Annotated in this window: 1 protein-coding gene; it reads right to left on the bottom strand. The window is 36.5% G+C overall.

The genetic code is table 11. The features are described from left to right. Window positions 1–649 precede the first annotated feature (649 nt). The gene (locus IE124_RS34105) at window positions 650–793 is read right to left on the bottom strand and encodes a hypothetical protein (RefSeq protein ID WP_189513915.1); all 144 of its coding nucleotides are present in this window, start codon (window positions 791–793) and stop codon (window positions 650–652) included. Between the last annotated feature and the right edge of the window lie 131 nt (window positions 794–924).

Here is a 924-nt window from a genome sequence, read left to right as displayed (position 1 = left end):
CTATTACCTTTCTTCGTTCTTTAACTTTTTCCCCTCTGCCAATAGCTTATCCCAAAGGTCCGACTTCATACTGCAGGTGCTTAGACGTAGAACCTGAAGGTACACCTGCACTTTCGATGTTAAAGGAATTCGCCAGCGGAATCGGTTGCCTAGTTACTAAAGAAACTTGACTCTTTCTGATGGGTTGTTTAACCCTTAACTTCCTGAATTTTTTCTTATTCCCCTACTTTTTCTTGTTGTTGCTTTACCTGGCTTTTTTTCTTTTGAAATTAGTGTCAGTAACTCTATTATTTCTTCTGTGCTTCTTCTATCTTCTTACTCCTGTCTTTGTTTTCTTTCTGGTCTCACTTCTTCCCCCTTTCTTCCTTACGGTCTTATTTCCTCTTTCTTTCTTTCCTACTCACTCTCCATATCATTTTTCTATCTCTCTCTGCTTCTTTTCTTCATTCTTTCCTTCTCTTCCCTACTCTCCTCCTCTCTGTATATCTATCTTTAATCCTTTCTATCTTCCCCCCTCTCTTTTTCTTACTTCTCTTTTCCCTTCATCCCTCTTATTTTTCCTTTTTTCAGTTTTCATTTCTGTTTTTCACTCTCTCTCTCTCTCCCTCTCTCTCTCTCTCTTTCTTTCTGTTTTCGTTTTTTTTCTTCTTTACCCTTTCTTTCCAAGCTTATTTTCATATCTTTCTTCTAAATTTTCTTTCCTTCCTTTTTTTTTGCCAAGTTTCTGTTTTTTTCTTTTTTCTTTTTTTTTTCTTTTCTTTCTTACTCTATTTTTAGTGTTGCCATATGGCAACTCTAGGAGATTATGGGTTAACAGCCTAAACTATTCTAGAAACAAAGGAAACGTTTTCGAATCATCTGAGCCTATGAAAATGTGTTGGGGTACCCTGTTTTACGATCACAATTGTTGGTAGTTGGATCCTC

This window comes from Streptomyces narbonensis, assembly GCF_014649015.1.
Taxonomy (GTDB): domain Bacteria; phylum Actinomycetota; class Actinomycetes; order Streptomycetales; family Streptomycetaceae; genus Streptomyces; species Streptomyces narbonensis.
The sequence above is the reverse complement of the archived record's forward strand: the minus strand, read 5'-3'. Positions and strand labels throughout refer to the sequence as shown.